At 44.5% G+C, this 25,832-nt stretch carries 25 protein-coding genes; 20 read left to right on the forward strand and 5 right to left on the reverse strand.

Annotated elements, in window-relative coordinates; genetic code table 11:
* Positions 1–123 precede the first annotated feature (123 nt).
* On the reverse strand, positions 124–726 hold the full coding sequence (locus tag P5G61_RS02965) for a histidine phosphatase family protein (protein WP_301244358.1): 603 nt from the start codon (positions 724–726) through the stop codon (positions 124–126).
* A 221-nt stretch (positions 727–947) separates the two neighbouring features.
* On the opposite strand from P5G61_RS02965, the gene P5G61_RS02970 reads away from it, so the two are divergent.
* Both P5G61_RS02970 and melA read left to right on the forward strand, forming a co-directional pair.
* On the forward strand, positions 948–1,910 hold the full coding sequence (locus P5G61_RS02970) for an AraC family transcriptional regulator (RefSeq protein ID WP_301245201.1): 963 nt from the start codon (positions 948–950) through the stop codon (positions 1,908–1,910).
* Between the two features lie 180 nt (positions 1,911–2,090).
* Positions 2,091–3,596, forward strand: a complete 1,506-nt coding sequence (gene melA, locus P5G61_RS02975) for an alpha-glucosidase/alpha-galactosidase (protein ID WP_301244360.1) — start codon at positions 2,091–2,093, stop codon at positions 3,594–3,596.
* A 113-nt stretch (positions 3,597–3,709) separates the two neighbouring features.
* On the opposite strand, the gene P5G61_RS02980 is transcribed toward melA, so the two are convergent.
* The gene (locus P5G61_RS02980) at positions 3,710–4,264 is read right to left on the reverse strand and encodes a hypothetical protein (RefSeq protein WP_301244362.1); all 555 of its coding nucleotides are present in this window, start codon (positions 4,262–4,264) and stop codon (positions 3,710–3,712) included.
* A gap of 173 nt (positions 4,265–4,437) precedes the next feature.
* Here P5G61_RS02980 and P5G61_RS02985 point away from each other — a divergent pair, with 173 nt between their 5' ends.
* From P5G61_RS02985 to P5G61_RS03015, 7 genes are all read left to right on the forward strand, one after another.
* The gene (locus tag P5G61_RS02985) at positions 4,438–4,797 is read left to right on the forward strand and encodes a PadR family transcriptional regulator (protein WP_301244364.1); all 360 of its coding nucleotides are present in this window, start codon (positions 4,438–4,440) and stop codon (positions 4,795–4,797) included.
* Positions 4,794–5,486 carry a permease prefix domain 1-containing protein gene (locus tag P5G61_RS02990; RefSeq protein ID WP_301244366.1) on the forward strand — a complete coding sequence of 231 codons (693 nt, stop codon included), beginning with the start codon at positions 4,794–4,796 and terminating at the stop codon, positions 5,484–5,486. Before P5G61_RS02985 ends, P5G61_RS02990 begins: the two co-directional genes overlap by 4 nt.
* Entirely contained in the window at positions 5,483–6,040 is a 558-nt protein-coding gene (locus P5G61_RS02995) for a DUF4825 domain-containing protein (protein WP_301244368.1), read from the forward strand. The genes P5G61_RS02990 and P5G61_RS02995 overlap by 4 nt, the downstream gene beginning before the upstream one ends.
* Before the next feature lie 132 nt (positions 6,041–6,172).
* Entirely contained in the window at positions 6,173–6,943 is a 771-nt protein-coding gene (locus P5G61_RS03000; RefSeq protein WP_024628860.1) for an amino acid ABC transporter substrate-binding protein, read from the forward strand.
* A 109-nt stretch (positions 6,944–7,052) separates the two neighbouring features.
* Entirely contained in the window at positions 7,053–7,712 is a 660-nt protein-coding gene (locus tag P5G61_RS03005; RefSeq protein ID WP_024628859.1) for an amino acid ABC transporter permease, read from the forward strand.
* A 62-nt stretch (positions 7,713–7,774) separates the two neighbouring features.
* Positions 7,775–8,530, forward strand: coding sequence for an amino acid ABC transporter ATP-binding protein (locus P5G61_RS03010; protein WP_301244372.1), 756 nt, complete (start codon positions 7,775–7,777; stop codon positions 8,528–8,530).
* A 175-nt stretch (positions 8,531–8,705) separates the two neighbouring features.
* Positions 8,706–9,056 carry a DUF4190 domain-containing protein gene (locus P5G61_RS03015; protein WP_301244374.1) on the forward strand — a complete coding sequence of 117 codons (351 nt, stop codon included), beginning with the start codon at positions 8,706–8,708 and terminating at the stop codon, positions 9,054–9,056.
* 127 nt (positions 9,057–9,183) lie between these two features.
* Here P5G61_RS03015 and P5G61_RS03020 read toward each other — a convergent pair whose 3' ends face one another.
* On the reverse strand, positions 9,184–11,370 hold the full coding sequence (locus P5G61_RS03020; protein ID WP_301244376.1) for a YhgE/Pip domain-containing protein: 2,187 nt from the start codon (positions 11,368–11,370) through the stop codon (positions 9,184–9,186).
* Positions 11,371–11,457: 87 nt separating this feature from the next.
* Positions 11,458–12,036 carry a TetR/AcrR family transcriptional regulator gene (locus P5G61_RS03025; protein ID WP_301244378.1) on the reverse strand — a complete coding sequence of 193 codons (579 nt, stop codon included), beginning with the start codon at positions 12,034–12,036 and terminating at the stop codon, positions 11,458–11,460.
* A gap of 832 nt (positions 12,037–12,868) precedes the next feature.
* Between P5G61_RS03025 and P5G61_RS03030 the strand changes: the two genes are divergently transcribed.
* Positions 12,869–13,552 (forward strand): hypothetical protein, encoded by a 684-nt coding sequence (locus P5G61_RS03030; RefSeq protein ID WP_301244380.1) that lies wholly within the window; start codon positions 12,869–12,871, stop codon positions 13,550–13,552.
* A 396-nt stretch (positions 13,553–13,948) separates the two neighbouring features.
* Here P5G61_RS03030 and P5G61_RS03035 read toward each other — a convergent pair whose 3' ends face one another.
* On the reverse strand, positions 13,949–14,179 hold the full coding sequence (locus P5G61_RS03035; RefSeq protein WP_301244382.1) for a helix-turn-helix domain-containing protein: 231 nt from the start codon (positions 14,177–14,179) through the stop codon (positions 13,949–13,951).
* Positions 14,180–14,652: 473 nt separating this feature from the next.
* Between P5G61_RS03035 and P5G61_RS03040 the strand changes: the two genes are divergently transcribed.
* The 10 genes from P5G61_RS03040 to P5G61_RS03085 all read left to right on the forward strand — a co-directional run bounded on the left by P5G61_RS03040 (position 14,653) and on the right by P5G61_RS03085 (position 25,798).
* Positions 14,653–15,009, forward strand: a complete 357-nt coding sequence (locus P5G61_RS03040) for a hypothetical protein (protein ID WP_301244384.1) — start codon at positions 14,653–14,655, stop codon at positions 15,007–15,009.
* Positions 15,010–15,627: 618 nt separating this feature from the next.
* Complete coding sequence (cas3, locus tag P5G61_RS03045; protein WP_301244386.1) at positions 15,628–17,811, forward strand: CRISPR-associated helicase Cas3'; 2,184 nt, start codon at positions 15,628–15,630, stop codon at positions 17,809–17,811.
* Between the two features lie 4 nt (positions 17,812–17,815).
* A complete protein-coding gene (gene cas5c, locus P5G61_RS03050) occupies positions 17,816–18,505 on the forward strand; it encodes a type I-C CRISPR-associated protein Cas5c (protein ID WP_301244388.1) in 690 nt (229 codons plus the stop codon).
* Entirely contained in the window at positions 18,502–20,355 is a 1,854-nt protein-coding gene (gene cas8c / locus P5G61_RS03055) for a type I-C CRISPR-associated protein Cas8c/Csd1 (RefSeq protein WP_301244390.1), read from the forward strand. The genes cas5c and cas8c overlap by 4 nt, the downstream gene beginning before the upstream one ends.
* Before the next feature lie 31 nt (positions 20,356–20,386).
* Positions 20,387–21,244 carry a type I-C CRISPR-associated protein Cas7/Csd2 gene (gene cas7c / locus P5G61_RS03060; RefSeq protein WP_301244392.1) on the forward strand — a complete coding sequence of 286 codons (858 nt, stop codon included), beginning with the start codon at positions 20,387–20,389 and terminating at the stop codon, positions 21,242–21,244.
* A 611-nt stretch (positions 21,245–21,855) separates the two neighbouring features.
* Positions 21,856–22,485, forward strand: coding sequence for a TetR/AcrR family transcriptional regulator (locus P5G61_RS03065; protein ID WP_301244394.1), 630 nt, complete (start codon positions 21,856–21,858; stop codon positions 22,483–22,485).
* A complete protein-coding gene (locus P5G61_RS03070; RefSeq protein WP_301244396.1) occupies positions 22,482–23,447 on the forward strand; it encodes an alpha/beta hydrolase in 966 nt (321 codons plus the stop codon). Before P5G61_RS03065 ends, P5G61_RS03070 begins: the two co-directional genes overlap by 4 nt.
* Positions 23,448–23,723: 276 nt before the next feature.
* Positions 23,724–23,933 (forward strand): tautomerase family protein, encoded by a 210-nt coding sequence (locus P5G61_RS03075; protein ID WP_024628846.1) that lies wholly within the window; start codon positions 23,724–23,726, stop codon positions 23,931–23,933.
* A 56-nt stretch (positions 23,934–23,989) separates the two neighbouring features.
* On the forward strand, positions 23,990–24,907 hold the full coding sequence (locus tag P5G61_RS03080; RefSeq protein WP_301245203.1) for an ABC transporter permease: 918 nt from the start codon (positions 23,990–23,992) through the stop codon (positions 24,905–24,907).
* A 12-nt stretch (positions 24,908–24,919) separates the two neighbouring features.
* Entirely contained in the window at positions 24,920–25,798 is an 879-nt protein-coding gene (locus tag P5G61_RS03085; RefSeq protein WP_024628844.1) for a carbohydrate ABC transporter permease, read from the forward strand.
* Positions 25,799–25,832: the final 34 nt, after the last annotated feature.

The following is a 25,832-nucleotide window of genomic DNA, read 5'->3' on the forward strand; positions in this document are numbered from 1 at the left end:
GAAGAACGCAATACCTGTATGGTGATATAGCGGAACTCTGGAGTAACCTCGGTGCGTTTAGGCGTACGGGAGGTTACCCGGAGTTTTTTTGATATGGCTAAACCGACGCGACTGACGACATCATCATTCCAAATGTTTTACGGATGCAAAATCATGAATGGTGTAGTTCCCGTTCTCATGGATCAATGTGGTGATGGAGCATTCGGGAATCAGTTGACTTTGCATGGCTATAAAATCAGGATGCCAGACATTAAGTTCATGCTCTGAAAATGTGTTTACGAGAAAATCCGTAATTAACCCGCCGTGAGTAACGATAACGATATAGCTATCTGGTGAATCTACATTCACCAATTCCGTTAGGGAAGAGGCCAAACGTTCGCCTGCCTGCTTAGATGAGTCGCCTACGGGTGGCAGGAAGTCTGGATCGGATGTGCATCTGTCCCACATCGCAATGAATTCTTCGAAGGTTTGTTCAGGCAGGTCACCCCAGTTGGCGCGTTCCCGCAGACGCTGGTCCTCAGTCACTGTCACGTTTGTTTGGAGAGCAATATGCGCCGCTGTGTCGATTGCTCTTCGAAGTGGGCTTGCAATGATCTTGGTGACAGGTACATTAGACAAATAAAGTGCTGTTGACTTAGCTTGTACTACTCCTTCGGATGTGAGGGGTACATCTCCAATTTGCTTTTCTTTGACCCCATGTCTCACCAGAAAAAATGTAGTTTTCATCCTCAAGACCTCCTGCTTATAGATTGGATAAAAAAATGATTAGATTCATAGCTAATTATATAATTATCTAATTTATAATCGCAATGTTTTTCATTTACATGATGCTATACATCGCCAGGACTTGCTACAATGGAGAAAAGTGAGGATCGTTGAAGCAACGGAGGTGCAAGGCATTGGAAGCAAAACATTGGACAGGCAGTCTGTTTCAGGAGAAACTGCGCATGGAGGACTATGGACCGCGTTTCTATGCGTACTATTACAAGCAATGGGACAACTACCAGATGTCCTATCACGATCATGATTCCACGGAGATCATGTACATTATTTCGGGAATGTGCCGGGTCGATGTACAGATGCCGGATGGCAGCTCGGAACAGGCTGTACTGAAAAAAGGGCAATTCATTCTGCTGGACGCGGGGGTTCCGCACCGTCTGCTGGTGAAAGATGGCGTCCCGTGCCGCATGCTGAATGTGGAATTTGGAGTTGCCAGATCGGAGCCAGGGCAGCCTTCCATTCGCCAGATCGCGCAGGAAGAGGAAGAAGTCCATGCTTTTCTAACACAAGACTCGCCTTATCTGGTACTGCCTGACCCGGAAGAGGTGTATCACATTATGAAAAGCCTGGTGCTGGAGCTGGATCAGCGCGGTCTGATGGAGCAGGGACGACCTTCTGCACCCATGCGGATTATTCCTCCGGAGGAACGCTCACATCATCGCGAAGCCCGGGATCTGAAATCCCCTGAGCAGGGGACGCTGGTACGTACACTTTTTATCCAACTGCTGGTTAGGGTCGCACGACTTCGAGGGGAAATCAACCGAAGTGCGCTGGATCAGACGGAGCTGTACGTGAAACGTACGATTGAATTCATGCATCACAATATGGATCGCAATATTCAGATGAAGGATATTGCGGCAGCAGTGAATCTGCATCCGGGCTATTTGCATCGTATTTTTCGCCAGCACACGAAGCGCACGCCTACGGATTATCTCACGATGCTACGAATGGAGAAGGCAAAGATGCTGCTGCAACAGACGAATATTCCAATCTCCGAAATTTCCGATTACGTGGGGGTGGGGAGCAGACAATATTTTCATATGTTATTCAAGAAGTATACGGGCCAAACTCCGGTTGAATTCCGTTCCTCGATGGAGCGACATGTTAGTCATTATCCCGCTGAAGAATAAATCGTGCAGTTTATCTGGATAGTACGGCGCGATGGATACAAAAGTGAGGATTTTTGACAACCTTGTTGTGAAGAGGTCATGATTTTGATAACGCTTCCTTATAGCCCGTTGCTACAATGATTTCATAAAGTGAGATCATTAACCGGGACGAATATACTCGGATTACGGGAGGAACTGTGCATGTCGTTTAAAGTGGCATTTATCGGGGCAGGCAGTATCGGATTTACACGGGGGTTGCTGCGGGATTTGCTAGCGGTACCGGAGTTTAACAATATTGAGGTTGCTTTCTGCGATATCAATCAACACTATCTGGACATGGTTACCGAGCTGTGTCAGCGGGATATCCGCGAGAATGGGCTGAATATTCAGATTCAGCCAACAACGGACCGGAGAGAAGCGCTCAAGGACGCGAAGTATGTGCTGTGTACAATCCGTGTGGGTGGGTTGGAAGCTTTTGCAACCGATGTGGATATTCCGCTCAAATATGGGGTGGATCAATGTGTAGGGGATACATTGTGTGCAGGTGGAATTATGTATGGACAGCGCGGAATTGCCGAAATGCTCGACATCTGCAAAGATATTCGCGAGCAAAGCGCACCGGATGTGCTGCTCCTCAATTATTCCAATCCGATGGCCATGCTGACATGGGCCTGCAACAAGTACGGCGGTGTGCGTACGATTGGACTATGTCACGGCGTACAGCATGGGCATCACCAGATTGCGGAAGCGTTTGGACTGAAAATGAATGAAGTGGATATCGTGTGTGCCGGAATTAATCATCAGACCTGGTACATCAAGGCGTCCCATGAAGGCAAAGATCTTACAGGCGATTTGCTCGAAACCTTCGAGAAACATCCGGAGTACAGCCGCACCGAGAAAGTGCGGATCGATATGCTGCGCAGATTTGGTTATTACAGTACGGAATCCAATGGTCACCTTAGTGAATATGTACCTTGGTACCGAAAACGTCCGGAAGAGATCAAGGATTGGATTGATCTGGGCAACTGGATTAATGGCGAGACAGGCGGTTATTTACGCGTATGTACAGAGGGTAGAAATTGGTTTGAGACCGATTTCCCGAACTGGATGAAGGATGAGCCGATGCAATTTGTTGCAGAAAAACGCGGCGGAGAACATGGTTCCTACATTATAGAAGGGTTGGAGACGGGGCGCGTATACCGCGGACATTTCAATACAGTTAATAATGGTGTGATCTCCAACCTGCCGGATGATGCCATCATCGAAGCACCGGGGTATGTGGACCGCAACGGCATTTCGATGCCACATGTAGGCGATCTGCCGCTCGGTCCGGCTGCCGTGTGTAACGTAAGCATTTCCGTACAACGGCTTGCGGTTGAAGCTGCTGTACATGGTGACGACAAACTATTGCGTCAGGCGTTCATGATGGACCCACTCGTGGGTGCAGTATGTAATCCAAAAGAAATCTGGCAAATGGTCGACGAAATGCTGGTCGCTCAAGCCGAGTGGTTGCCACAATATGGTGATGCCATTGGCGCGGCAGAAGCAAGACTCGCTGCGGGCAATCTGATTCCAACGAAGGAATATGAAGGTGCTGCACGTCTCAAAGTGAAAACCGTTGAAGAGATGCAGCAGGATCGCGATGCCGCCAACAAAAATGCGGGTGAATCGGATAAAGGGAAAGATCGCGAGAAAGTGCAGCAATAGATAAAGATAGGATGTACAACAACGGAATATAAATGGGAATATGATCGAAAGAAATAACGAAATATAAACAGTAAACAGGGCCCTCTCCGGTAGTGGAGGGGCCCTGTTTGGTGTTATTTTTTCTCCACAACACGAACCACAAATGCAAAAGAAGTATCTCCCAGGCTGATCTGTGTATCTTGAGGGGAAGACCAGCGGACAAATGCTCCGTAATAATATGTCCCTGGTTCCTTGGGAAGTTGGAAGGTCCCACCCGTTGAAGTAATGGGTTGACTGCGGTTGTCCACATATTCAGAAATACTTATCTCATCCGGGGGGATATCTATGCCCATATCTATGGATACTTCCTCACCGGCAAGAACTGAGATCGGACTTTTGTCTTCAAAATTTAGGCTAGCGTAATCAGCGCACGTTCCACTCCAACAATAACTGCCCTGTACAGAAGGAATGGAGATGCCGCTTTTGCTCTTAATAATTGGTGTAGGCAGTTCCTGGGGTAAGTTGGGCTCCGCTTCCTGAGCTTTCTCCTGTTGTGATCCCATTTCGCCTTCCTTTGGATTAGTTGTTGGGGGCGAGGCAGTTCCGTTTGTACCATTAATTGAAGTAGGATTACAGCCGGATAATATCAGCAAAGTTGTAAGGAACAACAGTGAGATCAACGTTCCCATACTATTGAAGATTTTTATTGTATCCACCTCCCTAATATCTTCCAGACGAGAAGTAAGAGAAGAATGTTGCTCATTGCGATGTATATTTACCATGCGATACATATTACCTTTACAGACATAGTAATATGTCTTATAGTATACCCAGGATTGAAGAAAGTCGGTGAACCTGGCAGATGGATGAGCAAGCGATTAACAGTGATCTAATTCGAGGCAACATTGACCCCATTATTCTGAGTGTACTTATACTGAAGGATAACTACGGCTATAGCATTATTAAGGAAATTTATCGCAAGAGTGGAGAACGGTTTGAATTAAAGGAACCGACGCTATATTCCAGTCTGAAAAGGCTGGAGAAGAGTGGATATGTGGAATCCTACTGGGGGGAAGAGACCCAGGGAGGACGACGCAAATATTACCGGATTACAACGCAGGGCCAGGAAGCTTATACACAGCAGGTTCAAGCTTGGCACGCAGCCAAAACATTGATTGACTGCATGATTATTTCCGGGGAAAAGGGAGATGAAGGGATATGACATTAGAAGCTCGCATTACCCGCCATGTGAATCGTCTTTTCGATCGCGCGCAGGATACGTTAGCCAATCGGGAGTTAAAGGAAGAGATTCACAGCAATCTTGCTGCACGAATCGAAGATTATTTGGAGCAGGGAATGGACGAAGAGCAGGCTTTTCAGACCGCTATTCAGCATGCAGCTGGTATAGATCAGATCATGAGTGACCATCGCAGGGTACAGCGTGTTCCTTATTGGACTGCGGTGTTGCAGTCTGCCTTGATCTATTGTCTTATCGCCTGGATCATTACCATTCCAATGAGAGTCATGATCCAAGGTGCAACCATTAACAACTTGCTCATGCTCATGAGTGTGATTGTGGGTGGAATGTATGTATTTTATATGTTGAAAAATAAAAATACTTCGGCTGATCCAGAGGACATAACCGTAATTCGAATACCTGTGTTATGGCAATGGACGCGCAGAGTATGGTGGTTATGGGCAGGGCTCATCGTTGTGCTGTGGGGAACACAGGCTGCGCTGCGATTTGGAAGCAACATCTGGTATAGTCGTCCGATTCAGGTAGAAGGACCCTATCAATTTACGGTAATCGCGATTGCCTTTGCCATACCTTTGCTAAGTATTATTATTCCTTTGATCGTGCAGAGGGCGTATCGGATTGTGGGCAAGTATGAGGTCGGTGATGTCTTATGACGGGAAAGAATAAATGGATTATTGCACTGGTTATTCTCGGTATTTGTGGTGTCATTGTGGTTGAGGGTGTTGTTAATCCGAGAATAGAGGCCAAGCAGGCACAATATGAAGCGGAGCAGCAAGATCCGTTAACCCATGATTTTGCGGCATTAGCGAAATATCGCAGTGCTTATATGGGAGACTTCTCCAATCTCAGCCATTTAAATCAGGCCTTGCCTCTAAGCGACCAGTTGAATGGGTATCAGTTGTATCCAAAGACATTTACGGCTCAGATTAAATACAGGATGAACGCCAGTGATATGAAGCCCGAAGAGTTGAAACAAATCCTTGTATATAATGCTGCTGCCAATTTTGTATGGATTGATAATTTGGAGCATGTGCTTTATTCATTTAAGGATGTTCAATATACTTTGAGCCGTGAAGCCGCCCAGCAATGGGCTGGAACGGAACTGAAGACGCTCCAGGAACCGGATAAGTGGGATGCATCGGTGCGTAAGAAGCTGGTGGAACCGGCGCAAGTGAAAGAAGCTTTTTCACAAATTGTTGACAATTGACCGGAATAGATACGAATGAACTTGGCAACATGCTCGACTCTTCTCCCATGCTATGTTATTATAAGGCTCTGATAACGTGGTAACGAACTAAAGCGTTTGGGTTTTGGTTATAGACATGGAGGGGTTAGAGAGATGAGAAAACAAGCTATATTTTTATTATTGATCAGCATATGCATGATTGTTGTGGCGGGTTGTTCCAGTTCGGGAAGCAAGGATGATAATGCCATTATCGTGGGGATAGATGATAAATTCGCTCCAATGGGCTTCCGGGATGACAAGAATGAAATTGTAGGTTTCGATATTGATTACGCAAGAGCAGCAGCAGAGAAAATGGGGAAAGAAATTACGTTCCAGCCGATTGACTGGTCTTCCAAAGAATCGGAGCTGAACAGCGGCCGCATCGACCTGATCTGGAACGGGTACACGATTACGGATGAGCGGAAAGATAAAGTGTTGTTCACGAAGCCGTATCTGGAGAATAGTCAGGTTGCAGTTACACTCGCAGATTCACCGATCACGAAGCTGGATGAACTGGATGGCAAAAATGTAGGATTGCAGGCGCTTTCCTCTGCGGCAGATGCACTCGCGGCAAGTCCGCTGAAGGATAAAGTGAATGCGTCCGAGTTCCCGGACAATGTACTTGCGCTGACCGATCTCAAAACCAAACGTCTGGATGCAGTCATCATTGACGAAGTGGTCGCGAGATATTACATGTCGAAGGAAGAGGGCACATTCAAATTGCTGGATGAATCCCTTGCTCCGGAACAATACGGTATTGGTGTGAAAAAAGGCAATGAAGAACTGCTGAACCAGCTGCAAAAGGCATTGGATGAGCTGAATGCCGATGGAACAGCAGCCGAGATTTCCACCAAATGGTTTGGTGAGGATGAAGTTTTGAAATAGGATCAGGCCGTTTGCCTGACATATGTAGTAAACAACATGACCCCGGATTCCAAAAAGGAGCAAGTCTCCTGCGGAATTCGGGGTTAACAGATTAGAGGAGCCGATTGCGATGAGCTGGGAGTATTTACTGGGCGTTATGAAGCCCATGCTTGAAGGGGCACAGACCACGATCTTTTTATTTTTACTGGCGATTGTAGTGTCTGTACCCCTTGGATTTGGAGTAACCTTATTGATGAAAAGCCGATTCAAGCCACTGGCGTGGATCGCTCATACGTACGTCTATGTGATGCGGGGAACGCCGCTGATGCTTCAGCTGTTGTTCTTCTGCTTCGGTCTGCCGCTGCTTCCAGGCGTAGGGGAGTATCTTGTATTTGACCGCTTCACGGCGGCAGCACTGGCCTTTATTTTGAATTATGGTGCTTACTTTGCCGAGATTTTCAGAGGTGGATTGCTTTCCATTGATAAAGGACAACATGAAGCTGCACAGGTACTGGGCCTAAGCAAATGGCAGACGATGACGAAAGTCATCATCCCACAGATGATCCGGGTTGTGCTGCCTGCGACGGCGAATGAATCGATTACGTTAATCAAAGATACGGCGTTGCTGTATGCTGTGGCTGTACCTGAGCTGCTGCATTACGCACAGGCCGCGGTAAACCGTGATTTCCGTCTGACACCGTTCCTGATTGCCGGTATTATTTATTTGTTGCTGACCATGGTACTCACCTTGTTCTTCAAGGCACTGGAGAAACGTTATACATTTGAGTAAACGCGCACGAAACAGAAGTTTACGAAGTTATCCAATCTGATCAATTAAAGGACTGTCTGCATATGACACATATTATAGAAGTGAATCAATTAAGAAAATCATTCGGTACACTTGATGTATTGAAGCAGGTATCGTTCCACGTGGAGCCGGGTGAAGTCATTGCCGTGATCGGACCTTCGGGTTCTGGTAAAAGTACGATGCTGCGCAGCCTGATTCATCTCGAGGATATTTCGGGTGGATCGATTCGCATTCAAGGCCAGACGCTGGCTGAGAGCGGAACGTACGCGGGCGGCGCGGATATACGGAAGATTACGGATCGCATGGGCATGGTCTTTCAGCATTTCAACTTGTTTCCGCATCTGACGGTACAGGCGAATCTGGAACTGGCACCGAAGACGTTGAAAAAAGAAAGCTCGGCGATCATCCGGCAGCGCAGTCTGGAATTGCTCGGTAAAGTAGGGCTGTCTGACAAGGCGGATGCCTATCCCGCCAACCTGTCGGGTGGACAGAAACAGCGCGTAGCCATTGCTCGCGCACTGATGATGCAGCCTGACATTCTGTTGTTCGACGAGCCGACATCGGCACTCGATCCTGAGCTGACCGGAGAAGTCCTGCGTGTCATCAAGCAGTTGGCACAGGAGAATATGACGATGATGATCGTCACCCATGAGATGAGCTTTGCCCGCGATGTCGCGGATCGTGTCTTCTTCATGGATAACGGCGAAATTGCCGAGGCTGGACCTCCGGAGCAGATCTTTGGCAATCCGAAGCTTTCGCGTACGCGTACGTTTTTGCAGAGGGTGGAAGTGGAAGCGTAGGGGCAAGAAGAGTTAAGATATGGATATAAACGGAATCTGGGTTCATTGGATCGACGAAAGTCGACGATGAATCCGGATTTTTTTAATAAAATCGGAATATTTACAAATAATGGAGCATATTTCCTCAGCTAATCAAGTATAATGAGACTACTTAACCAACAGGGAGGATTTACCTTTGGATCAACGTCAGAATGATGTGGATCGTTATTATAGCGATTCGCTTCCGCCACCACCTTATGTAGTACCGAAAACCAATAGCAAGTCTATCGCAGCTCTAGTCTTGGGGATTTTGTCAATCGTGATTCCATACTTGGGATTTCTGATTGGGATTGTCGCTATCGTATTCGCATCTATTTCTCTTAAGGAAATCAGACTTCGCATGGAACAGGGAAGAGGACTCGCCATTGCCGGTCTCGTCTGTGGCATCATTGGTACGGCGATATATGCGATTCTCTTTTTGTTCATTCTGGTTGCATTTGCCGCATTCTCTAGCAGCGAGATTTCTTCTATTTCTTCTACATATTAGGATCATGAGGAAGGGCGAGCTGCATTTGTCTCCTCACTAAAAAAGCAAGGCCGTGTATAAGCAAACACCCGCTGTGTTCAGACGTGGGCCTTGCTTATACACATGCCTTGCTTTTTATTTTCCCATTTTATACGTGAAGTGCTGCCTCACCGCTTACTTCTTCGACCTCACTCGTACGATGCACCATGAAATACGTAAAGGTAGCCGCCAGACCAATCACGGCAAAGATGCACAGAATTCCGATCTGATCCCAAGCCACACCGAACTGTCCACTCGAAATAACAGCTTTATACCCGGTTACCGAATAGGTCATTGGCAGCCATGGGTTGAAACCTTTCAACCAGTTTGGAATGAGCTCCAACGGGAACGTACCTGCGCTGGTGGTCAGTTGGAAGATTAACATGAGGATCGCCAGGAAGCGTCCGGGATTCTCTAACCAAGTAACCAGAGCCTGAATGATGTACATGAAGGTCAGGCTGGTAACGAAACTGAATAAAAGGAACAAAGACACGCTTTGTACTTCCAGCCCCAAGCCGGACACTACAAGCCATGAGGCGAGCAGGGACTGCACGGCACTCATGATCGTGAACGCGAGTGTTCTGCTCACAAAACGATTCCACCCAGTCGCATCGGTAACCGAGCTGCCGCGTGTGGGCACAACTAACGTTGCAATCAATGCCCCGACAAACAGCCCCAATGACAGGAAGTATGGCGAGAACCCTGTTCCATAGTTGGGCACTTCGTTATGTTTATGTTCATCCACCTGAACGGGCTCTGCGTACATCGTTACGAGTTCATCCGTCTTTTTCACACTGCCTGTTTGATCGGCGGCTTCATTCAGTTTGGTGGCAAGCTCACCAGAGCCGTCGGTCAACTTGGCGGTACCTTCTTTTAAATCTCCTGCGCCATTGTCCAGCTTGTGGGAACCGTCTGCGATGGTGGTGATTCCATCTGAAAGTTGGTTCAACCCGTCAACCAGTTTACCTGCACCTGTGTTTAATTGACTGGAACCCTCTGAGAGTTTGGCTCCGCCAGCGGCAGCCTCAGATAATTTGGCGTTGAACTGCTGGAGGCCAGTCGCAAGCTGACCCTGTCCAGCGGACAACTGCGTTGCTCCTTCTAAAAGCTGCTGCTCACCCTGCACTAACTGGCTGCTGCCTTGATGCAGCTGCTGTTGTGCAGCTTGCAGGCTTTGGCTACCTTCGAGCAATTGCTGTCCCCCTTGATATACTTGTTCGCTACCAGTGGCAACAGCTTGACTTGCTGCCAGCAACTGCTGTACAGCCGGGTTAGCAGCTAACTCTGGACTGGCCTCAGCTAATTGGGCAAGACCTTGCGCAACGGCCTTGGCGCCTGTGCTTACTTTGCCACTGCCTTCGACTGAGGTTTGCAGTCCTGTGGTCAGCTTGGCGCTGCCTTCCTCGGATGCTGCCAGCCCTGCATCCAATTTTGCGGCTCCTTCCTGAGCGGATTGAATCCCAGCCTTCAATTGTTTGCCGCCAGCTTCAGCTTGTGCTGCTCCGTCACCGAGGTTCGTACCGGCTGCCGCCAATTGGGACAAACCATTGGAAAGGGAGCTGGCTCCCGTATGAAGCTCATCAATTCCCCGAGCCAAGGTGCTAGTGCCTTCTTTTAACGGGGCAATGCCTGTTTCGAGTTGGTCGGTTCCATCGGCCAGTTTGGATAGGTTCTCTTTCAACTTGGAGGCACCTTCATCCAGCTTGACCGCACCCTCGTTGATCTGACCTGCGCCATCTCCGGCATCTGCCAAACCGCTAGAGATTTTCTCCACCTGATCCAGCAACGTTTCGGTATAGGATTCCGTCACTTTGGCAGAGACTTTGGATTTGATCTGTTTGACCGCTGTCCCGCCAATCTGACCCGCAAGGAAGTTGTATCCTTCATTGGGTTCATAGATCAGCTCTGCCGGTTGGGGATGGTCATCCATTAGCGTGGTTGCTTTTGCAGAAAAGTCCTCTGGAATAACAATCGTCATATAATACGTGTTGTCTTCCATGCCTTTTTCGGCTTCTTCTCGGGACACAAATTTCCAGTTGAAGTCGTCACTTTTTTTCAATTCATCGACCAGATTCTGTCCGACTTCCAGCGATTTGTCATTGTAGGTTGCCCCCTGATCCGTGTTGACCACGGCGACAGGCAATTCATTCATTTTGCCGTAAGGGTCCCAGAATGCATTAAGGAACAGACCGCTATATAGCACTGGAATGAACAGCACCACGAGAATCGGAATAAATACCTTTGGTTTCTTGAAGGCGGATTTCAAATCCTGCCCAAATACAGTGAATGATTTCATCATGTTCTCTCCCCATCATTACGCTACTCTGTTACTATATCTATCTCTTTCTCTAATTTATAAAAGGATTCAGCCGCACATCTTTCTTTATGTAGGGGATAATCCACTTTTGAGAAAGAGGCCCACGAAATCCTTGATCTGATCCTTGTGCAGTGAAGGATGCGCTTTGTTCCAATCGGATGTTAAAGTGACATACAGCTTCAGCAGGACAAAAGACACCAGCCTGGGATCATCCTCGCGAATCTGCTGTAATTCCATAGCGCGCTGAACTTGGCGTTCCAAATATTCGAGAATGGCGGTCTCTACTTTCTGCAAACCTTCTTTGGCCTGTGGCGTGCCGAACTCGTTCACCTCCTGAAACAGCTTGATCAATAGCTCATGTTCCTCCCTATACTCCAGCAAAGAGTCCATGCTCTGGTGCACGTTTTCAAGAAATGGTTTGTCGTCCTGCACAGTTTCTTCCGTGATCTTCTTCATGTCAGCAATGATGGAGTGGAGGATCTCTCCGAACAGTTCTTCTTTGTTCTCGAAAAAAGTATAGATCGTACCCTTGCCCACATTCGCAAGTCTGGCAACCTGCTCCATGGTTGTTGCTTTGTAGCCAAACAGAGCGAATGATTTTTCAGCCGAGTCAATGACTTGCTGCCTTCGATCGATTGTTCTCATAGCAAATCCACCTCCTAGTCGTATGGAATGTTAAAGGGTAAACTCGAAATTGACTTGATTACTTAATTGGTCAATTGGTCGTTTATAACTGTAGCACTCGAACAGGCAGAGTGGATGTGATCTTTGTCATGGTGTGGATGGGGGGGATGAAAAAGGTTATTTAGGGGAATCGGTATGTGACTTAGGCAGGTGACGAATGTGATACTCACATGAAAACCCTGGGGGATTCGCACCTCAGATTTTGTCGAAAAGGGGTATTTATTGCCTTTTGGCAAAAGACAGACAGGAATAGATTGAATTATGATATGGAAAGTCATAGGATAATAGTGAAAAACGTGTTTTAGATGGATCGAATCGTTAATAAACGTATTTTTTCGGTGTCGCACTCTGTATGGAGTGCGTGGATTGAAATTCACATGAGCGTTTATTAAGGCTGCAGCCGGATCGAGTCGAACTCCGTATGGAGTGAGTGGATTGAAATAGCCTCATTGGGTAATGGGTCATCATCAAACGGGAGTCGCACTCAGTATGGAGTGCGTGGATTGAAATCGAATAGTACGTGGTCAATCGCCGGTAGAACCTTGGTCGCACTCCGTATGAAATGCAAATCGAATCGCTAAAAAAGTCTTACCTTTCTCTTGCCAAGCATGGATAAGTGGGTAGGACTTTTCTATTTCAGAGAATTAAAAAATATTAAATATAAAAATAATGCCGAAAACTGAAATGGGTATTAAATGCAGCATATTTTAAACTATTTTGTTAGACAAATAGGTTTGACCTATGGTAGAAAAATCAATATAATGTTATTAATTGTAAAATGAGGAGGAAGGGTATGTCGAGGTATTATGATGGATACGGATTAGACTCGACTGTGACACTACTCAGAATAGCTTATGATTTGAATCATTGGAGCGAAATAATTAAACTAAGCGAACCGTTATATGATGAATCCATAAGAATTTACAATTTGAATATGCTAGTTGGAGAAAGGTACACCGAAGAGATACACACAGATCGTGTAATTGTTTATTATATAGGCTATGCTCTGTTGATGCGGGGAATAGCTCATCAAAAATTATTGGAATTTGAAAAAGCCAGAGAATGTATTAAGAGTTATGGTAATCTCAAATGGTTAAGAAGCACAGATGCAGAAACGCTAAATGAAATTAAATATTATACAGAGATTTCTAAAGTTAATTTGATGGTGCTAGATTTATTGGAAGGTAAAGCAGAGGCTTTAGATGAATACCTATCATTTATACTGCAAAGTAAGGAAGAATTGATTTCTGGACTCTTAACATTACTTGAGGCAAATCGATTAAGTGGATTGCCAATAAATAATTTTGAGAGTTTATTTGAAGAGAATATACAGGCCATGAACTGGAATAGAATACCTGATGTGGATGCTTCATATTATCTGAAATTCAGTTATGAGCTTTCAATGTACTACGGAAGAAATGGGAGAAACGACCAGGCGGTACGAGTATTATTAAATTGTGCTTCAAGTCATATGTAAATAAAAATCCATTTTGGTATACGTTGAATAAGAAACTAGAGCTTTTCTAAATGAAAGAAACAAATGCGCATTGACGTAGCAATCTCACATTTATCTTGCCCGTGTTGACGATAAAACTTGAATAGTGATTAGCGGTAGCAGATTTTAGGGGTGCTATCGCTTTTTTTGTGTCCCAAATAAGTAGACCAATTATGACAATTCCAAACTTGAGGATAAAATTGATTACTTCGTATGTAATAAATTTTTCACCTTTTTTTGAAAATATGCTTAGTTTTAATTCATAATATCAACTCTAAAAACTGTTATTAGTAAGACACAAATTCTAGGTTAGACCCAACGGAAATTCCGATCGTATTATTGATTTCACGGTAATCCATGCAAAAAAGAGCCGTATAGTTAACGACCCTTTTCGTTTTTGGGTATGTATTCAAGGAGATCTCCTGGTGTAATCCCAAGCCCATAACAGAGGGCACCGAGAGTATCATAGTCAATACGTTTTGTCGCGTTACCCGCCAATGACGTGATTGTATTACGACTTACACCTGTTAATTCTACAACGTCTTTGTTTTGCAGTCCACGCTCTTTCATAATGTCACCTAGACGGCAGCGAATAACTAATTCGTTCAAGAAGATTCCTCCAATAAAATAATTGCACAATATGTTGACATGTTGACGTTAGCGTAGTATTATGAGTTGAGTATTTATGCACAACATGTTGACATATTGAAGTGTTGGTTGCATTATTACGTTAATCGTAACAAAAGGACTTATCTTTAGCAACATTGTACTCTAACGAATCATGAATTAGGTAACCTATCCTATGAAAATCGTTAAAACGTAATCTCATGTAATATTCGCGCTTGCGTCGTTGAAGCTTAGTCACTGATGTAAGTTCCAGTCAGCAGGTGGAACGTCCACAATCTCTTCCGTTCAAATAGCCATATCATATTAATAATCAAGGAGGCAAACGAAATGATTATATTTGCAAATGATAATACGCATAACAACGACATAATAAGCGCTCAATATAATATGTTCATCGTAAAATTACTCCCGTCTATCTATACGCTTGTGATAAAAGTAAGGGAAGTAAATTCGTAATGAGAGCGGCTGGAAATCTTGAACTTGCTTCGTTAGTTCTCGGCCCATTTGATGAAGATCATCAGTACGTGTTATATGAAGGTTATGTATTGAACGGTCGTCAGATTTTTATTTTAGATGAGGGAACCCTTTGGCTTCGCCATGTTTATAAAGCTCCACATATGGAGCATTTGTATATTGATGGAGACACTGGCGGCATAATCCTTGCAGAAAACTTCAAAGATGACGCAAAGGTATTCGCAGAGTTAATAGTCAGCCGACTGCGTGAAATGGACGCTTTGACATTTCTTACGGATGTTCTACTGTGGACTACGGACCGTGTCGATATGAATCTAAAGCTTGATCGGTTTCAATGAGATATTAATAATACTTGATGCCCAGGTAGGATAATAGCTTTATTAAGGATTAGACTGAGCAAGAAAGCAATTGTTACATTTCTTATGCTCATTGCGTGCTAATCGTGTGTGGATGACTTATAATACGTCATTTCTGCTGTCGCACTCTAACAGTTGCGTGGATTGAAATATCTTTTTTTGATTGATTTTGGGAGATATTGCTAATTCACACTCTATAAACGAGTGTGGAATGAAATTAAAACTGTTTAATGCTCTATATAGTAACAACAACGTGATCATACTCCTCAAATCTACTTAATATTTGAAGATGGAGGAATTAACATTTATGTAGTTGTTTAAGACAATATGTAAAGAAAGGGGGCAAGGGGCCCCCTCCTTTTACAAGTAACAATTATTCCACTCTGTTTCAATCCACGCTTCTCATGAAAAAGCGACGTATACAGTAGCTTAGGTGAAATGAGTTGACAGAATAAGGATAAGGGAATATGTTTGACTAATCGTACAAGAACAATATCATACTCTGAATATGAAAAGTTACTTATCCGATCCTCTAGCTTCAATATCCAACACTCTTTATCAACGCTGACATCATAGCATGCTTCTGGAGGCGTGTATATTATGAATTATGCTCATTCCAAGCGCGACCCTCTCACCCAAGAACTTCTTCCCAGATCAAAATGGCATCCGCTCGATCAACATCTCAGAGAAACTGCACATCAAGCTGCTCAGTTTGCTAGTTATTTCAATTCATCAGATTTAGGTTATATTTTGGGCACAAGCCATGACTATGGCAAAAACAAACCGGAATTTCAAATGAGATTAAATGGTGATACTGCACCTGTTGATCATAAAACAGCAGGAACTTTGCTGGTTCATCACCACTATCCTTTTCCTATTGGATTGATTATGGCCTATGTAGTCTATGGGCATCATGGAGGGTTACCCAACCATATTTCTAATGGGACTCACGTGGGACTTGAACAGATATTAAAACAAGATTTTAACATCATAGCAGAAATACCACCCATGATTCCGGAGTACCGACCATCATTAGTTCCGGTAACAACAGATAATCCTGGCATGTCTCTCTCGCTTTGGATTAGGATGCTTTATTCCGCTTTAGTAGATGCGGATCATTTGGATGCTGAGCGCTACTTTCAGCCACAGAAAAATGAGCTTCGTAATAAATTTCCTTCACTTTCTGAACTACAGACTCAATTTAAACGCAAGCTTACAAATTTATTGGCTAAACCTCAAGATACCAAAGTTGGGCAAGCGAGAAGATCCGTGCTTGAGAGTTGTTTAAACGCTGCGTCTGGAACTGCTGGTTTATACACCTTGACGGCACCTACTGGTAGCGGGAAAACCTGGGCATCATTAGCGTTTGCTTTAGAGCATGCCAAATATCACCCGAAGATGCGGCGTATAATTGTAGCTTTACCGTTTACATCCATAATTGAACAGACAGCAGGACTTTTTCAGCAATTTTTTGGGGAAGAGGCTGTGTTGGAGCACCACAGTAATGTAAGCTTCCGATCGGACCCGGAAAGTGAATTCAGCCCAAAGCAGCTTGCTAGTGAAAACTGGGAGGCGAATTTAATTGTGACTACTCAGGTGCAACTGTTTGAAAGCCTATTCTCCGCAAAGCCTTCAAAGGCACGTAAGCTTCATCGTTTAGCCGGAAGCATCATTATACTGGATGAAGCGCAGGCTATTCCGGCGGATTTACTTAAGCCCACACTAGCAGTTTTGAAAAGCCTTTGTGACTGCTATGGAGTGACCGTGCTGTTCTGTACGGCTACTCAATTACCATTCCAATCGGACTGGCTTAGTGGGATTACACCGACCGAAATTATAGATGACCCTTCCAGTTTGTATGACGATCTTAGACGAGTATCAGTCTCAGACATTGGTAAGAAAACCAATGAGGAGCTATTTGAACAATTGAATGTTCAACAGCGCGCACTCTGTATAGTGAACTCCAGAAAGCAAGCACGAGCATTATATGAGATGTTTTCAAATGACAGAGCGGGGATCTTTCACCTTAGTGGTCTTATGTGCCCAGAACATAGATCCCAGATTTTGCAAGCCATCTCAAGTAGATTAGAGCTTGAAGGAGAACCTTGTATCGTAATCTCGACTAGCCTAATTGAGGCGGGAGTTGATCTTGATTTTCCTGTCGTTTATCGAGAGATTGCTGGAGTAGACTCAATAGCACAGGCAGGCGGCCGGGCGAATCGTGAAGGAACGCTGGAACGGGGGCAATTATATCTATTCGAATCAGTAGATCATCCCCTGAGGAGTGGCTGGTTTAAAACAAGAGCTCAAATCGCGCAGACAGTCCTCAAGGTATACCCTGATCCTTTAGAACCGGAAGCGATTCGCTATTATTTCGAATTGGCGTACGGTGGTAAGGATCGAAACTTAGATGTACATCGTATTCTAGGTGATCTGAATGATGGAGCAAAACAATGCTCATTTCAATTTCGGGAGATATCCGAGAAGTATAAATTTATTGATTCAGATATGGTTCCGATTGTAATTCCGTATGATCATCTGGCTAATAAGTATTTGCTTGAAATTAAAAATTCGTTATATCCAGTTAGATTCAGCCGAAAACTCCAGCGGTATACCGTATCTGTTTATCCAAATGAATTCGATTTACTTTCGAAAGAGAAACGGATTGATACCCTTCATAATTCAATTCATTACCTGACTTCATTGAAAGGGGGAATTGACAAAAACATTGAAGTTTACAGTGAGAAGACCGGTTTGTGTATTCAATCAAGAAAGGAGAAATAGCCTTATGGGATATGGTATAACGCTGCGGGTGAGTGGAGATTATGCACTTTTTACTCGCCCAGAAATGAAAGCAGAACGAGTTAGTTATGATGTGATGACGCCCTCGGCTGCCCGTGGAATTTTGGAAGCAATTCTATGGAAACCCGCAATAAAATGGGTAGTCGACAAAATTACAGTTTTGAACCGAATCGAGTTTGAGTCCATCCGTCGGAATGAATTGGGTTCTAAAGTCCCCCCACGGAATGTAGCTATGGCTATGGCTGGAGCAGCAGTTGATTTACATCAGTATACTACTCCTGATCGTCAGCAGCGTTCTTCACTTCTTTTAACCAAGGTGGATTATTTAATTGACGCTCACTTTGAAATCGTTCCTGACAAAGCCGGGGAATCTGACACACCTGAGAAATTCTTTAATATGTTCCTTAGACGTGCACGGGCTGGACAGTGTTTTCACAATCCTTATCTGGGTTGTCGTGAATTTGCAGCAAGGTTTAAGTTGGTTGAACGTGATGAAGTACGCCCGAGTAGTTATTACGCAGATGAAGTGAATATGGATCTAGGCTGGATGCTATGGGACATAAAATACGGAGAAGAGGTTTTTAAGAAAAAATCAATGTATACCTATGAACCAAAATTTTTCCGAGCAACCATGTGTCAAGGCGTCATTGAAGTACCAGATGAGGTGCACTTATGATTTTGCAGGCGCTATGTGGGTACTATGATCGAATGTTAAAAGAGAAACCGACTGAGATTGCCGAACAAGGTTATGCGGTCACCCCGATATCAAAGTGCATTGTAATTGACCAAGAGGGTAATCTCGTTCAGGTGATCGATCGGATGAAAGAACAAGAATTTACAAATAAGAAAGGAAAAAAAGAATATAAGATTGTTCCGGAGCGTGTGATAACCCCACAGCAGCCTAAGCGAAGCGGAAGTAGGCCGGAGCCTGCCTTTCTATGCGAAAATGCCAACTTTATATTTGGTATCTATGGTGATCCTGCAGGGGCAAAGTATCGTTTTGATGCAAGCGGAGCATTGCATAACGAGGTTTTAGGGGATGTAGATGACGAAGGGGCAAGAGCGATTCTAACATTCTTTCAAAAGCGTAAGCAAGGATCAATCGACTACGGTGTAGCAGACACTTCAAGTCTAAATGATGGCGGGAATATTGTATTTATGCTTTTGGGTGATGTGGATTTTCTCCATCATCGGCCAAATATCAGAGCAGCTTGGGCTACATACAGATTAAACAAACAAGAAAATGCATCCATCGGACAATGTATGGTGACCGGAGAAATCGGACCCATTGCGAGGATTCATGGTAATTTAGATGGATTCGGACAAGATAAGCCCACTGTAGTAGGTTTTAATCAGGATAGTTTCGTTTCTTATCGAAAAGAAAAGGGCGATAACGCTCCAATATCGGAGACAGCGGCTTTTAAATATGTTACGGCTCTTAACATGTTGATCGGAGATCGCAACCACAGTCGAAATGTACACGGAGAAAAAATACTATTCTGGGCCGAAAAGTCATTACCTTTGGAGGAAAACGCTTTAGCTATGCTTCTGGGCGGGGGAAGACTGGAGCCAGAAATAGAGAGAGATGAAATGACCAGTAATAGATTGGCTTCGGTTATGCAACATTTGTATAAAGGAACAAGTCCAGAGGAGTTAGATTTAGCAGTGAATACTCGAATGTATATTCTAAGTATCTCTGCAAATAAAACACGTGTGGTTATTCGCAACTTTTACGTAGATTCAGTAGGGAGTATGATCAAGCGTTTGCAGAGGCACCATGCGGACATTTACATCGAGGGCCCAGATTGGGAGCCTGAGCATCCGTCCTTATCCAAAATTCTGATCGAAACGGCTGTTCGCCGAGATAGCAAAAATGTACCTGCTCCCTATCAGGCATCTTTGGTACGTAGTATTGTGACGGAGAGTTCTTATCCAAACAGTTTATTTATGGCAATGCTAGGCCGAATTCGTTCGGAGGCAGGGGCAGATGCTCATGCAGCAACTAATCGAACAAGAATGGGTGTAATTAGGGGCTGCCTGAACCGTATGGCCCGAAAATCAGGCGAAAAGGAGTGGATCGGTGTGAATCTGGATGATACGAAACAGTCTCAAACGCTTGCTTATACCTTAGGGCGTATTTTTGCCATTTTAAATCAAGCGCAGTATGAGGCTTTGTCTAAAGTAAATGCATCCATTGTGGACAAATATTTAAATGCTGCATTGGCAAGTCCTCGGCAAGTCTTTCCTTCTCTGTTATCAAATGCACAGCATCACTTTAGTAAACTTGCAAAAGCCAAAAGGTATTACACACAACAGGTATTGCGTGAAGTGATGCTCGATATCCCATCTACAGGATTTCCGCAAACACTTAATGCGGAGGGACAAGGGCAATTTATGGTTGGTTTTTACCATCAACAACAGGCTTTTTTCAGAAAGAAAGACAAAGTTATTGGAGAATCGGTTGCCGACAACGAGGGTGATCATATGGAGGAGGGACAAAAAGTAGAAGATATAGTAGAAAAATAAATTTACGACTTATTATATAGGAGGATTTAACATGAGTGAAGTTTTGAAAAATAGATACGAATTCGTCTTGTATTATGATGTGGAAAATGGTAATCCCAATGGAGATCCTGATGCGGGTAATATGCCACGAGTTGATCCGCAGACGGGACATGGAATTGTGACAGATGTAGCTTTAAAACGTAAAGTTCGTAATTATGTTCAGCATGCTCGTGAAGGCCAAAATGGATTTGATATCTACGTAAGCGAAGGGGCTGTGTTGAACAATAAGCAAAAAGAAGCATACGAAGCAACAGGGCTTACAACAAAAGATAACAAAGATGATAAAATGACTGCCCAAGCTTACATGTGTCAGAGGTTTTACGATGTCAGAACTTTTGGAGCAGTGATGGACACTGGTGATTTTAAATGCGGACAAGTACGTGGGCCAGTACAGATTTGTTTCTCCAAAAGTGAAGATCCTATTCTTCCACAAGAGGTTACGATTACACGCATGGCTTCTACGACAGAAAAAGAGAATGCCTCAGAAAATCGGACTATGGGAAGAAAATATGTTGTTCCTTATGCACTGTATAGAGTAGAAGGATTTATCTCTGCTAAATTTGCGCAGAAAACAGGATTCACTGAAGAAGATCTTAATTTTTTCTTTGAATCTTTGAAATTGATGTTTGATCACGATCACTCTGCGGCAAGAGGCAAGATGGCTGCACGTAAACTTTATGTATTTAAACATGAGTCTGAGTTAGGTAACGCACCGGCTGCAACACTCTTTGATTTAATAGAGGCCAAACTTCTGGATGAAAGTGCCCCTCCAAGAGGGTTTAAACATTATGAAATAACTTTAGACAAAGAACACGTACCAGCAGGGGTAGAATTGGTTGAGATGCTGTAAGTTCTTTAATATACTGTTCACCTGGAAAATTTAAAGATAAATAATTGCTTTTATTCGCTGTCGCACTCCGTATGGAGTGCGTGGATTGAAATCCTGTTGGATTCGAACCAACGACCAAGCGCATATAGTCGCACTCCGTATGGAGTGCGTGGATTGAAATTTATATATAATCAATGCAGCCTCATGATAGTTCTTGGTCGCACTCCGTATGGAGTGCGTGGATTGAAATTGCTAATACTTGTTTGCAGTAGGTTGGGCTTAAGCCGTCGCACTCTGTATGAGTGCGTGGATTGAAATTGGACTTGAGCCGATGTTTTCGCATAAGAGGACTTGTCGCACTCTGTATGGAGTGCGTGGATTGAAATTGGTTTGCGTTTATGAACGATCAGCAAAATACGTATGGAAAGCGAAACGTGTTCTTTCAAAGTAACCAGATACAGACAAGCCGGAGGCGCATGTTGGGCGCACTCCGGCTTGTTTGTATTTGTTGAGTTTCATCTTGCTCGTCAGTAAGATAAATTTCTCTTGCAATCATCCAAAATTAAAGATATATTATTAATTAATTAACTGATCATTTAATTAATTGAGGTATATTAGAGAGGGGAATACATTTGGCAAGACCCATCAATGAAGAAAAAAGGCTGGAGCGTCGTAAAGAGATTCTAAAAGAAGCTGTTGTCCTGTTTGCAGAAAGTGGATATTCCAATACCACAACGGCTATCATTGCGAAAAGTGCGGGAGTGACTTCTGGAACCATTTTTCAATATTTCCCTAGCAAAGAAGCTTTATTCTATGCCGCTGTTCTTGAGCCGCTTGCTGATATTCAGATGAAATCAATTGCTTGTCTACAACAAGAGGGAACGCCGGGCGCATTGATTAAGAACATGGTGGCAGAACAATTCAACCATATCTACTTCTATACCAATGAATTGCGGCTTGCCCAATCTGTCTTAGGACAACGAGAAAGATTCCCTGAACTTACACAGGAAGTCCTTGAGAGTATTAAGGTAATGACAGATGAAATCGAAGGTGTCTATGCCAAGGGACAATTAATGGGAGAGTTCAACAAAAGCTTTTCTCCAGCAATGATTTCTCGTGCCTATATCTCTTTCTTAAATGGAGTGGCCTTAACTCTTGGAGAAAGTATTGTTCATCATCCCGAGTGGGAAAATCTGAAGGCGCATGCCTTTTATTTGTTCGGACCCATATCACCTATAGAAAAACTGGAGGAGTCTGAATGAGTCAAACATCATTAGAGCCCAATCATAACGTTCGTGTGAAAAAACGTAAGAAAATTCTATGGAGCCTGGGAATCGTGTTTTTGCTTGTGGTGGCTCTTATATTTTTTATATCGTTTAAAGTAGTAGACACCTTGTTGCACCATCCTAGAGACACGAATGTTAGCTACGAATTGAATATCGATAAAACTCCCTACGAAGAGGTCGAGTTCAAGAGTTTAAAAAATGATAATACGATTAGAGGTACCTTCTTTCCTGCACATGCTGGTGTTAAATCAAGCGATAAGACGATTATTATCGTCCATGGATATACGAGCAATCGTTTAGTCAAAGGGCGGACGCCAAAGTTAGTAGAGCATTTTGTTCCAAAAGGCTACAATATATTAGCATTTGATCTCAGCTCGCAAGGTAAATCCGATGGTGATTTGATTACACTTGGTCTCAATGAAAAATACGATTTGCTGGGAGCCGTAGACTATTTAAAATCCAAGGATCATGCGGGTGATAACATTGGAGTGATCGGCTTTTCAATGGGCGCTGCTACTTCATTGCTGGCCGCGAGTGAAAGTGATGACATCCAAGCTGTAATCGCGGATAGTCCGTTTCGCAATGCCGGTCTATTTCTGAGAGAGGGTCTGCCTTTCTTTTCAGGTTTACCTGCGTTCCCATTCAGTTATACATCGACCTGGATGGCCAATTGGGTCTATAAGGTTGATCTGGATTCCGTATCTCCTAGGGATGCGGTAAAAAAGATGCAAGACAAGCCAGTAATGCTCATCCATGGTACTGGAGATCAGCAAATTAGTTATAAAAATACAGAAGTGATTTATGAGTCCTTAAAAGATAATCCAAGCGCAGAAGTATGGTATCCGGAAAATACGGAGCACATCGATGCGATCAACCACTACCCTACTGAATATTTCCAAAGAGTAGATCGTTTTTTGGATGAGTATGTAGGAAAATAAATGTAGTCCTAGAGAGCTGACTAGTAGAAGGGCTCTCTAACGAGGTGAAAAAACCATAATCTCAAGCATGTTCAGCCTATAGTGGGAAAAACCGCTATAGGCTGAATTTACATAAACTACATTGTTTTAGCCCGGAAGCGTTGAACACCAGGGCTGCTCTCACCTAAAGAAAACACAAGTGAACGAAAAGACAGTCCATTGTTGCCCTCTCACAGGAACGCTAAGATGAAGTTGTTAAAGCGTTTACATTACGTGGTGAAAGGGAGATGAACTCGGATGCCGGAAATTTCAATCAGGCTGTATGAAGGCAGGACGGATGAGCAAAAGCAGGAGATCGTGGAGGTGTTCACTCGTGAGCTTTCACGTATTATCGATCGTGAGCCGGAGTACATTTCCGTTGAATTCAATGAAATCCCATGGGACGAGAATGTTCCTGATAATTTGAGAAACATGCAATCACAGAAGCAGGGAGGGGAGAAGACGTGAAGCCGGCGGATATCGCGCCGCCAAGCCGGGGAACAGCCAGACTTAATTCGTCTGGTCTGGGCACTCGGCTCGGAGATGCGGGACGTTATCTATGGAGATACCGGATACTGTATCTGCTCTCGGTACCGGGCATCCTGTATTTTTTCCTCTTCAAATATGTACCGCTGTTCGGCTCGGTCATTGCTTTTCAGAACTACAACATTTTTAAAGGCATCACGGGAAGTGATTGGGTAGGCCTGGAGCATTTTCAGAAGATGTTCAGCCATTATGATTTTTTACGAATCCTCAATAACACACTTCTGCTCGGACTATATGATCTGGTGATTGCATTCCCGGTTCCGATCTTACTGGCCATTCTGCTAAATGAAGTACGGATGATTGTGTTTAAGCGTTTGCTGCAAACGATTGTATACATGCCTCACTTTCTGTCCTGGGTCGTCATAAGTGGTATCTTCATGGGTATTTTCTCGATGGATGCCGGGGTGGTGAACAAGGCACTTGGATTTCTGGGGATGCAGCCAATCTACTTTCTCGGGGAAGACTCATACATTCGTTCCATTCTAATCGGTTCCGGGATCTGGCGCGACTCCGGGTACGGCACCATTATTTTCCTGGCTGCCATTGCGGGCATCAATCCTGATCTGTATGAGGCGGCAGAGGTGGATGGAGCCGGACGTTTGAAGCAAATATGGTCGATTACCCTGCCATCCTTGCTGCCGACGATTATGATTCTGCTGCTGCTGCACATCGGGAAGTTCCTCGATCTGGGCTTTGAGCGGGTGTACGTATTCCTGAATCCGCTCAATCTGGAATCCGGTGAAATTCTCGATACGTACATCTACAAAGCCGGACTTCTCTCACAGCAATACAGCTATACAACGGCCATCGGGTTGTTCAAGTCCGTTGTTGGCCTGATGCTTATTCTACTGGGTAATTTCTTCAGCAAAAAAACAACCGGCGAAAGCCTGTATTAGGAGGCGAGTTCTATGCGTACCCCCAGTGTCCGTTACCGTATATTCCGCATTGGAAATCTCGTTTTTCTTACGCTGCTCTCGTTGACGATGATTCTGCCTTTCATTAATGTGCTGGCCCAATCACTCAGCAGCTCGGAAGCGATCATGGGCGGAAAGGTCAGCTTCTGGCCTGTTGCTTTTACCTGGATCAATTATGAATATGTATTCGGCGATGCTTCGTTCTGGCGGGCATTTGCGGTATCGGTTGGGGTGACGCTGTTCGGGACGCTGATCAATCTCGCCGCAACGGCATCGCTGGCCTATCCCGTTTCCCGTCCAGAGTACAAAGGACGCTCGCTGGTCGTCATGTTTGTTCTGGTGACCGTTGTATTCTCGGCGCCGCTCATTCCGAACTTTATCCTGATGAAGGAACTGCATCTGGTCAACAATCCGCTGGTACTGATTGTGCCAGGAGCGATTAATGCCTTTAACTTTTTCGTCATGCGCTCGTTCTTCGCACAGCTGCCAGGTGAACTAATCGATGCTGCCCGCATCGATGGCTGCGGGGAATTCGGCATCATCTGGCGTATCGTCATCCCATTGTCCAAACCGGCCATGGCATCACTCGGCATTTTCTATGCGGTAGGCCATTGGAATGCCTACTCCACCGCGCTGTATTATCTGAATGATCCGGCCTGGTGGCCGATCCAGGTAACACTTAAGAAGCTGTTTGAAAGTGATGATATTTCCGTCGATCCGGGCTCTGCCGTCTATAGCACCCTTGCTCATACATCGCCGGAAGGCATCAAAATGGCCACAATCATCATCGCCACCTTACCGATTATTATCATCTACCCTTTCCTGCAAAAGCATTTTGTAAAAGGAATCATGGTCGGCTCCGTCAAATCTTAAGTACAAGAAGTATACAGATCTGACGAAAAACGGG

This window comes from Paenibacillus vandeheii (genome assembly GCF_030433635.1).
Taxonomy (GTDB): domain Bacteria; phylum Bacillota; class Bacilli; order Paenibacillales; family Paenibacillaceae; genus Paenibacillus; species Paenibacillus vandeheii.

Coding starts and splice junctions, on each gene's coding strand:
- cas8c (WP_301244390.1), top strand. CDS start 18,502: ATGATTTTGCAGGCGCTATGTGGGTACTATGATCGAATGTTAAAAGAG.
- cas5c (WP_301244388.1), top strand. CDS start 17,816: ATGGGATATGGTATAACGCTGCGGGTGAGTGGAGATTATGCACTTTTT.
- melA (WP_301244360.1), top strand. CDS start 2,091: ATGTCGTTTAAAGTGGCATTTATCGGGGCAGGCAGTATCGGATTTACA.
- P5G61_RS02985 (WP_301244364.1), top strand. CDS start 4,438: ATGGATGAGCAAGCGATTAACAGTGATCTAATTCGAGGCAACATTGAC.
- P5G61_RS02965 (WP_301244358.1), bottom strand. CDS start 726: ATGAAAACTACATTTTTTCTGGTGAGACATGGGGTCAAAGAAAAGCAA.
- P5G61_RS03025 (WP_301244378.1), bottom strand. CDS start 12,036: ATGAGAACAATCGATCGAAGGCAGCAAGTCATTGACTCGGCTGAAAAA.
- P5G61_RS02995 (WP_301244368.1), top strand. CDS start 5,483: ATGACGGGAAAGAATAAATGGATTATTGCACTGGTTATTCTCGGTATT.
- P5G61_RS03005 (WP_024628859.1), top strand. CDS start 7,053: ATGAGCTGGGAGTATTTACTGGGCGTTATGAAGCCCATGCTTGAAGGG.
- P5G61_RS02970 (WP_301245201.1), top strand. CDS start 948: ATGGAGGACTATGGACCGCGTTTCTATGCGTACTATTACAAGCAATGG.
- P5G61_RS03030 (WP_301244380.1), top strand. CDS start 12,869: ATGTCGAGGTATTATGATGGATACGGATTAGACTCGACTGTGACACTA.
- P5G61_RS03040 (WP_301244384.1), top strand. CDS start 14,653: ATGAGAGCGGCTGGAAATCTTGAACTTGCTTCGTTAGTTCTCGGCCCA.
- P5G61_RS02980 (WP_301244362.1), bottom strand. CDS start 4,264: ATGGGAACGTTGATCTCACTGTTGTTCCTTACAACTTTGCTGATATTA.
- P5G61_RS03020 (WP_301244376.1), bottom strand. CDS start 11,370: ATGAAATCATTCACTGTATTTGGGCAGGATTTGAAATCCGCCTTCAAG.
- P5G61_RS03085 (WP_024628844.1), top strand. CDS start 24,920: ATGCGTACCCCCAGTGTCCGTTACCGTATATTCCGCATTGGAAATCTC.
- P5G61_RS03070 (WP_301244396.1), top strand. CDS start 22,482: ATGAGTCAAACATCATTAGAGCCCAATCATAACGTTCGTGTGAAAAAA.
- cas3 (WP_301244386.1), top strand. CDS start 15,628: ATGAATTATGCTCATTCCAAGCGCGACCCTCTCACCCAAGAACTTCTT.
- P5G61_RS02990 (WP_301244366.1), top strand. CDS start 4,794: ATGACATTAGAAGCTCGCATTACCCGCCATGTGAATCGTCTTTTCGAT.
- P5G61_RS03075 (WP_024628846.1), top strand. CDS start 23,724: ATGCCGGAAATTTCAATCAGGCTGTATGAAGGCAGGACGGATGAGCAA.
- P5G61_RS03000 (WP_024628860.1), top strand. CDS start 6,173: ATGAGAAAACAAGCTATATTTTTATTATTGATCAGCATATGCATGATT.
- cas7c (WP_301244392.1), top strand. CDS start 20,387: ATGAGTGAAGTTTTGAAAAATAGATACGAATTCGTCTTGTATTATGAT.
- P5G61_RS03010 (WP_301244372.1), top strand. CDS start 7,775: ATGACACATATTATAGAAGTGAATCAATTAAGAAAATCATTCGGTACA.